Source organism: Bacillus sp. MT94, from assembly GCF_058792475.1.
Genome location: NZ_JBXAEZ010000014.1, coordinates 41,974 through 48,351, shown reverse-complemented (window position 1 = coordinate 48,351; position 6,378 = coordinate 41,974). Strand labels below are relative to the sequence as shown.

The 6,378-nt window shown below is 37.1% G+C and carries 8 protein-coding genes; all 8 read right to left on the bottom strand.

Annotation, left to right across the window (positions count from 1 at the left end; genetic code table 11):
- Positions 1–374 precede the first annotated feature (374 nt).
- Positions 375–1,874: a lysine--tRNA ligase gene (gene lysS / locus AC1Q51_RS27550; RefSeq protein WP_000369686.1), complete on the bottom strand. Its 1,500-nt coding sequence runs from the start codon at positions 1,872–1,874 to the stop codon at positions 375–377.
- Positions 1,875–2,035: 161 nt separating this feature from the next.
- The gene (gene dusB / locus AC1Q51_RS27545; RefSeq protein ID WP_000912249.1) at positions 2,036–3,034 is read right to left on the bottom strand and encodes a tRNA dihydrouridine synthase DusB; all 999 of its coding nucleotides are present in this window, start codon (positions 3,032–3,034) and stop codon (positions 2,036–2,038) included.
- A 23-nt stretch (positions 3,035–3,057) separates the two neighbouring features.
- A complete protein-coding gene (locus AC1Q51_RS27540) occupies positions 3,058–3,261 on the bottom strand; it encodes a helix-turn-helix domain-containing protein (protein ID WP_098284605.1) in 204 nt (67 codons plus the stop codon).
- Complete coding sequence (gene folK, locus AC1Q51_RS27535; RefSeq protein WP_001059456.1) at positions 3,213–3,728, bottom strand: 2-amino-4-hydroxy-6-hydroxymethyldihydropteridine diphosphokinase; 516 nt, start codon at positions 3,726–3,728, stop codon at positions 3,213–3,215. Before folK ends, AC1Q51_RS27540 begins: the two co-directional genes overlap by 49 nt.
- A complete protein-coding gene (gene folB / locus AC1Q51_RS27530; protein ID WP_000358069.1) occupies positions 3,725–4,087 on the bottom strand; it encodes a dihydroneopterin aldolase in 363 nt (120 codons plus the stop codon). Before folB ends, folK begins: the two co-directional genes overlap by 4 nt.
- Positions 4,088–4,948, bottom strand: coding sequence for a dihydropteroate synthase (folP, locus tag AC1Q51_RS27525; RefSeq protein ID WP_002103948.1), 861 nt, complete (start codon positions 4,946–4,948; stop codon positions 4,088–4,090).
- Entirely contained in the window at positions 4,923–5,795 is an 873-nt protein-coding gene (gene pabC, locus AC1Q51_RS27520) for an aminodeoxychorismate lyase (protein WP_016513295.1), read from the bottom strand. Before pabC ends, folP begins: the two co-directional genes overlap by 26 nt.
- The gene (gene pabA, locus AC1Q51_RS27515) at positions 5,789–6,376 is read right to left on the bottom strand and encodes an aminodeoxychorismate/anthranilate synthase component II (RefSeq protein ID WP_000602297.1); all 588 of its coding nucleotides are present in this window, start codon (positions 6,374–6,376) and stop codon (positions 5,789–5,791) included. The genes pabC and pabA overlap by 7 nt, the downstream gene beginning before the upstream one ends.
- Positions 6,377–6,378 lie beyond the last annotated feature (2 nt).

The following is a 6,378-nucleotide window of genomic DNA, read 5'->3' as shown; positions in this document are numbered from 1 at the left end:
AAGTTAGTTTGTCTAGCATCTAAAAATAAAAATTGACGTTTCACGTTGTTTGTTTCGTTCAGTTTTCAAAGAACTACGTTGTCGCTCACAAGCGACTTTATCAATATAACATTTTGTTATATTTTCGTCAACAACTTTTTTCAATAAGTTGTTTTTCGTTTGTTTTGCTTGTTACCTTTCGTGGCAACGGATATAAATATACCAGTTTAATTATTAAAATGCAATAGTTTTTCTAATAAAATTTTTAACTTAGTAAAAAAGTATAAAAACAGCACATTTCTTCTATATAAATATAATTTCTCGCACCAGCAAGATCTATTATACCCACGCAACTCATACTCAAATAAAAAAAGCTTTGGAGAAATCTCCAAAGCTTAGTCTTGTTTATGACGCATAGCAGGGAATAATAATACATCACGAATAGATGGTGCATTTGTTAATAACATAACTAGACGATCAATACCGATTCCTAATCCACCCGTAGGAGGCATACCGTACTCAAGAGCTTCGATATAATCATCATCCATCATGTGAGCTTCATCATTACCTTGCTCACGCTCTTTTAATTGAGCTTCAAAACGTTCTTTTTGATCAATTGGATCGTTTAACTCAGTGAATGCATTTGCATGTTCACGTGCAACGATAAATAACTCGAAACGATCTGTGAATCGTGGATCTTCGTCATTCTTTTTCGCAAGTGGCGAAATTTCTACCGGATGACCGTAAATAAATGTTGGTTGAATTAATTTATCTTCTACTTTTTGCTCGAAGAACTCATTAATGATATGACCAACTTCCATTGTATCCTTAATTTCTACATTATGTTCTTTTGCAAGCTCACGCGCTTCTTCTACACTCATCGGAGTCCAGAAATCCGCTCCAGAGTGTTGCTTAATTGCATCTACCATATGAAGACGTGTCCATTCTGGTTCTAGATTAATTTCATAATCACCATATTGGATCGTTGTTGTACCCAATACTTTTTTCGCAATATGAGCAACCATATTTTCTGTTAGTTTCATAATATCATTATAATCAGCGTACGCTTCATATAATTCAATCATCGTAAACTCAGGATTATGACGAGTTGATACACCCTCATTACGGAATACACGGCCGATCTCATAAACTTTTTCTAATCCGCCCACAATAAGACGTTTTAAATGAAGTTCAATTGCGATACGCATATATAATTCCATATCTAACGCATTATGATGCGTAGTGAAAGGACGAGCAGATGCTCCACCCGCAATCGCGTGCATCATAGGCGTTTCTACTTCAAGATAACCGTTGTCATCTAAATATCTTCTCATTTCACGAATGATTTTACTACGAGTAACAAATGTTTCACGACTTTCCATACTTGTAATTAAGTCTAAGTAACGTTGACGGTATCGTTGTTCAACATCTTTTAATCCATGGTATTTATCCGGTAATGGACGAAGAGATTTCGTTAAAAGCGTAAATCCTGTTGCTTTTACTGAAAGTTCTCCAACGTTTGTTTTGAACACTTTACCTTCAATACCTACTAAGTCACCTAAATCTGCTGTCGTAAATAACTCGTACTCTTCATCTCCAACAGTATCTTTACGAACGTAAATTTGAACTTGTCCGTGTAAATCTTGAATGTGTGCGAATCCAGCTTTTCCTTTACCGCGTTTTGTCATAATACGACCAGCGATAGAAACCGTGATTTCCTTCTCTTCTAATTCTTCTTTAGAGAATTCTCCATATAGACTTACTAAGTCGGTTGTTGAATTTGTGCGTTCAAATCGTTTACCGAACGGATCGATTCCTTGCTCACGTAAATTATGTAGCTTTTCACGACGAACAAGCAATTGGTCGTTTAATTCTTCGTGGTTCATGTTATCCATGATATTGATATCACTCCAGCTCTATTAATTTTTACAATATATACAGTATAGCATTTTCTACTCAACTAGAAAAACTGCCAGCAACTAACTGGCAGTTCTTCTTTCTTTCACGTAATTATAGGAAGTGTGTAGAAGAATGTCAATCTTCTCCGTCCTCCTTATTAACCAACGTAAATTGTTTGTTGTTTCGCCTCTACTTCTTCTACAAATGCACCTAATACATTCGCAAGGTCTTCACGCGTGTTGCAAGTATTGATACCATTACGCACACTCGCATTACCACGAACACCTTTTAAATACCAAGCCGCATGCTTTCTCATCTCTCTTACAGCAACATTTTCGTTCTTTAAATCGATAAGACGATCTAGATGCAACATACATACATCAATTTTCTCACGGACTGTTGGTTCCGGCATTAATTCACCTGTCTCTAAATACTTTACCGTACGATAAATCATCCATGGATCCCCAAGAGCTGCACGACCAATCATAACACCATCTACACCAATCTCATCAAGCATACGCTTCGCATCTTGCGGTGTTTCGACATCACCATTTCCGATAACCGGGATATTCACAGCTTGCTTTACTTGTTTAATGATATCCCAATCTGCTTTCCCTTCATACATTTGCACTCGCGTACGTCCGTGAACCGCCACAGCTTGTCCGCCAGCACGCTCAACAGCTCTAGCATTTTCTATTGCGAAAATATGTTCTTCATCCCAACCGATACGCATTTTAACCGTAACCGGCTTTTCAACAGCATCTACAACCGCTGCTACCATTTCGTATATTTTATTTGGATCTAGAAGCCACCTTGCCCCCGCATCACATTTAACGATTTTCGGTACTGGGCAACCCATATTAATATCAATAATGTCTGCTGTCGTATATTTATCTACGTATTTCGCAGCATCTACAAGCGTTTCTTTCTCTCCACCGAAAATTTGTAAACTTAATGGTTTTTCTCTCTCATCAATATATAACATATCTAATGTTCTTTTGTTATTCAGTAATATTGCCTTATCACTTACCATTTCAGCACAAACTAAACCTGCACCAAATTCTTTAACTGTTAAACGGAATGCAGAGTTACAAACTCCCGCCATCGGTGCTAATACAACCGGATTTTTCATCTCAATATTTGCAATCTTTAACAATCAACCTACTCCTTCCTGCACAGTCACCTTGGCATTAATTCATCTATCGAAACATTTAACGCCTTAGCAACTTCTACTACAAAATCTTGAGAAGGCGATCGATTCCCTCTCTCAACTTCACCTAAAACAGATACTGATACCCCTAATTCTTTAGCAAAACCTTCTTGCGTGTAGCCTTTTAGCTTTCGAAAAGCACGAATGCGTCTTCCCCATTTTTCTGCTTCCATACCGTTACTCCCTCTCGCCTTTTCATTTCTTCTACTTGTGAACGTGAAATGTTTTGTTTTATATCTTGATTAATCTCTAACAACGGAACGATAACAAAAGCTCTTTCGAACATCCGCGGATGCGGAACAATAAGATTCTCTGCTTCAATATTCTCTTGATTATAAAGTAAAATGTCAAGGTCGATAGTCCTCGGCCCCCACCTAATTTCCCTTTTTCTTCCTAGGTCATTTTCTACTTTTTGTGTTACTTTCAATAATTCTTGCGGTGATAAATTGGTAGAAATTTTTATAACTAAATTTAAAAAACAACTTTGGTCAGTATAGCCAACTGGATCAGTTTCATACACTGACGAAACATCATCAACTTGAATATACGGACTTTTATTTAAAAACTGAATGGCTTCAGTTAAATACGTATAACGCTCTCCAATATTTGACCCTAATGCAATGTACGCTATATTATTCATGGACGTTCTCTCGTAATTTCTACTGCTACAGCGCGATAATGGCCCGGTATCGGCGGATCTGGTTTAATCACCTTAATTGTACACCGTGAAATCCTTTTATATTGCTTTAATATATCTGCAGCAATATTTTCAGCGATACTCTCCACAAGCTTATACTTTCTATCCTCAACAACTTTTCTACATAATTCGAAAAGCTCTCCATAATTGACAGAATGCTCTAAGTCATCACTTTCCCCTGCACGCTTTAAATCCAACTCCACCGTTAAGTCAACTTTAAATCTCTGACCTAATCTATTCTCCTCTGGAAACACACCATGATAACCGTAAAATTCCATATCATGGATATAAATTTTATCCAATTACCTTACCCCCTTACCAATCATCGCATCCATCATTTTAGCCATACGCGCCATTTCTTTCACATCATGGACACGAACAAACTCACAGCCCTTTTCAATACCAAGACAAACAGTAGCTCCCGTTCCCTCAAGGCGTTCCTCTACTGGCAAATCTAATACGTGCCCAATAAAGGACTTTCTCGAAGTACCTAAGAGAACCGGATAACCTAGCACATTTAACTGTTCTAAATTACGCATCGCCTCTAAGTTCTGCTCCGGTGTTTTAGCAAAACCGATACCTGGATCTAAAATAATATTCTCATCTCGCACACCAGCATTTTTAGCAATTTTAATACTGTCATACAAATCAGCAATCATATCCGCCATTAAATTACGATAATTCATATTATCACGGTTATGCATTAAAATGATGGGTACATCATAATGGGCTGCGACTTCAGCAATTTTCGGCTCCGCCTTCGCCCCCCAAATATCATTAATAATATGAGCACCAGCCTCAATTGCTTGTTTTGCAACTTCAGCTTTATATGTATCGATAGATATAGGTAATTTTACTTCTTTTGAAACTGCTTGAATCATCGGGACGACTCGCTTTATTTCTTCTTCTACTGATACTTTAGCAAAACCTGGGCGAGTAGATTCGCCACCAATATCAATAATATGAGCACCTTCACCTTGCATTTCTTTTGCGTGACGTACCGCAGCATCTACCTCGTTGTAACTCCCACCATCAGAAAACGAATCTGGTGTTACATTTAAAATCCCCATAATTAATGTCTTTTCATTTAAATTCAATGTATATTCGCCGCAGCGTAAATCATAATCCCACTTCAAACTACACATCTCCTCTTCGTAATTCATTTCTGCTCCATAATTTCTCTCTTTGCATTCCATAAAGGTACATTAAACTTTTTGTAACCACTCCTACTTTACCCGGGAAATCCTGCGCTTCTATACGATAAAGCGGAACAATTTCTTGAATGGAGTTTGTTACGAAGACTTCATCCGCTGAAAGTAGCTCATCTTTTGTAAAGAAACCTTCCTTTACTTCTATATTTAATTCTTCAGCACTCTTTATAATAAACGCACGAGTGATACCATTTAAAATACCTGTCTCTAACGAAGGTGTATATAAAACATCACCTTTCACAAAAAATAGATTCGAAACAATACCCTCTGCAACATAACCTGCTTCAGTAAGGAAAATACCTTCCTTGCTCACAACATTTCCAATTTCACGCTTACCTAAAATATTATTTAAATAGTGATGAGACTTCAGGCGAAATGTCCCTTCCGGTGTATTTCGCACTTGTTTTAAAATAACACCTTCTTTTTCTACTACATCTCCTGGAGCTGTTAAAGGTTTTATAAAAACAATAACCGAAGGCTCTTCGTATATTTCCGTTTGTAATCCTATTTCATCTATACCTGCCGATACATTAAAACGTACATATGCATGCTTCAATTCATTCTTAGCGAGTAAATCTTTCAAAATAAGCATCACATCATTTTTTGTCATTGTCCATTTAATTTGCAATGTATCCAGCGCCTCTATTAAACGGTCATAATGATCATCCAATAAGAAAGGATGACCATTATAAATACGAAACGTTTCAAAAACTCCAAGACCATATAAATAACCATGATCATAAGGAGAAATTCTCGCTTCACTTGCTTCTACATACTGACCATTTACGTAAATTAACATAATGTCGCACTTGGACTGTATTTACGAATGAAATTCTGCAATAACTCTTTCCCATGAGAAGTCATAATAGATTCCGGATGGAATTGCACACCCTCTATCGGCAATGTCTTATGACGAAGTGCCATAATTTCCCCTTCCTCCGTCCAAGATGTTACCTCTAAGCAATCTGGTAACGTCTCTTTCTTAACAATAAGGGAATGATAGCGCGTCGCAGTAAACGGATTAGGAATATCCGAAAAAATCGTCTTTCCATCATGATGCATAAGCGAAGTTTTCCCATGCATTAATCGTTCTGCACGAACAACCTCTCCACCAAACACTTGTGCAATAGATTGATGCCCTAAACAAACTCCAAAAATCGGAATCTTCCCCGCGAAGTATTTAATAACTTCCATACTAATCCCCGCTTCATTAGGACTACATGGACCTGGAGAAATCATTAGAAAATCTGGTTTCATATTCTCGATATCTGAAATCGTCACTTCATCGTTACGTTTAACAACGAGCTCTTGTCCAAGTTCTCCAAGAAACTGCACTAAATTAAATGTAAAAGAATCATAATTATCAATCATTAATATCATTT

Coding starts and splice junctions, on each gene's coding strand:
- pabC (WP_016513295.1), bottom strand. CDS start 5,795: ATGTTAATTTACGTAAATGGTCAGTATGTAGAAGCAAGTGAAGCGAGA.
- pabA (WP_000602297.1), bottom strand. CDS start 6,376: ATGATATTAATGATTGATAATTATGATTCTTTTACATTTAATTTAGTG.
- folP (WP_002103948.1), bottom strand. CDS start 4,948: ATGAATTACGAAGAGGAGATGTGTAGTTTGAAGTGGGATTATGATTTA.
- folK (WP_001059456.1), bottom strand. CDS start 3,728: ATGAATAATATAGCGTACATTGCATTAGGGTCAAATATTGGAGAGCGT.
- AC1Q51_RS27540 (WP_098284605.1), bottom strand. CDS start 3,261: ATGGAAGCAGAAAAATGGGGAAGACGCATTCGTGCTTTTCGAAAGCTA.
- lysS (WP_000369686.1), bottom strand. CDS start 1,874: ATGGATAACATGAACCACGAAGAATTAAACGACCAATTGCTTGTTCGT.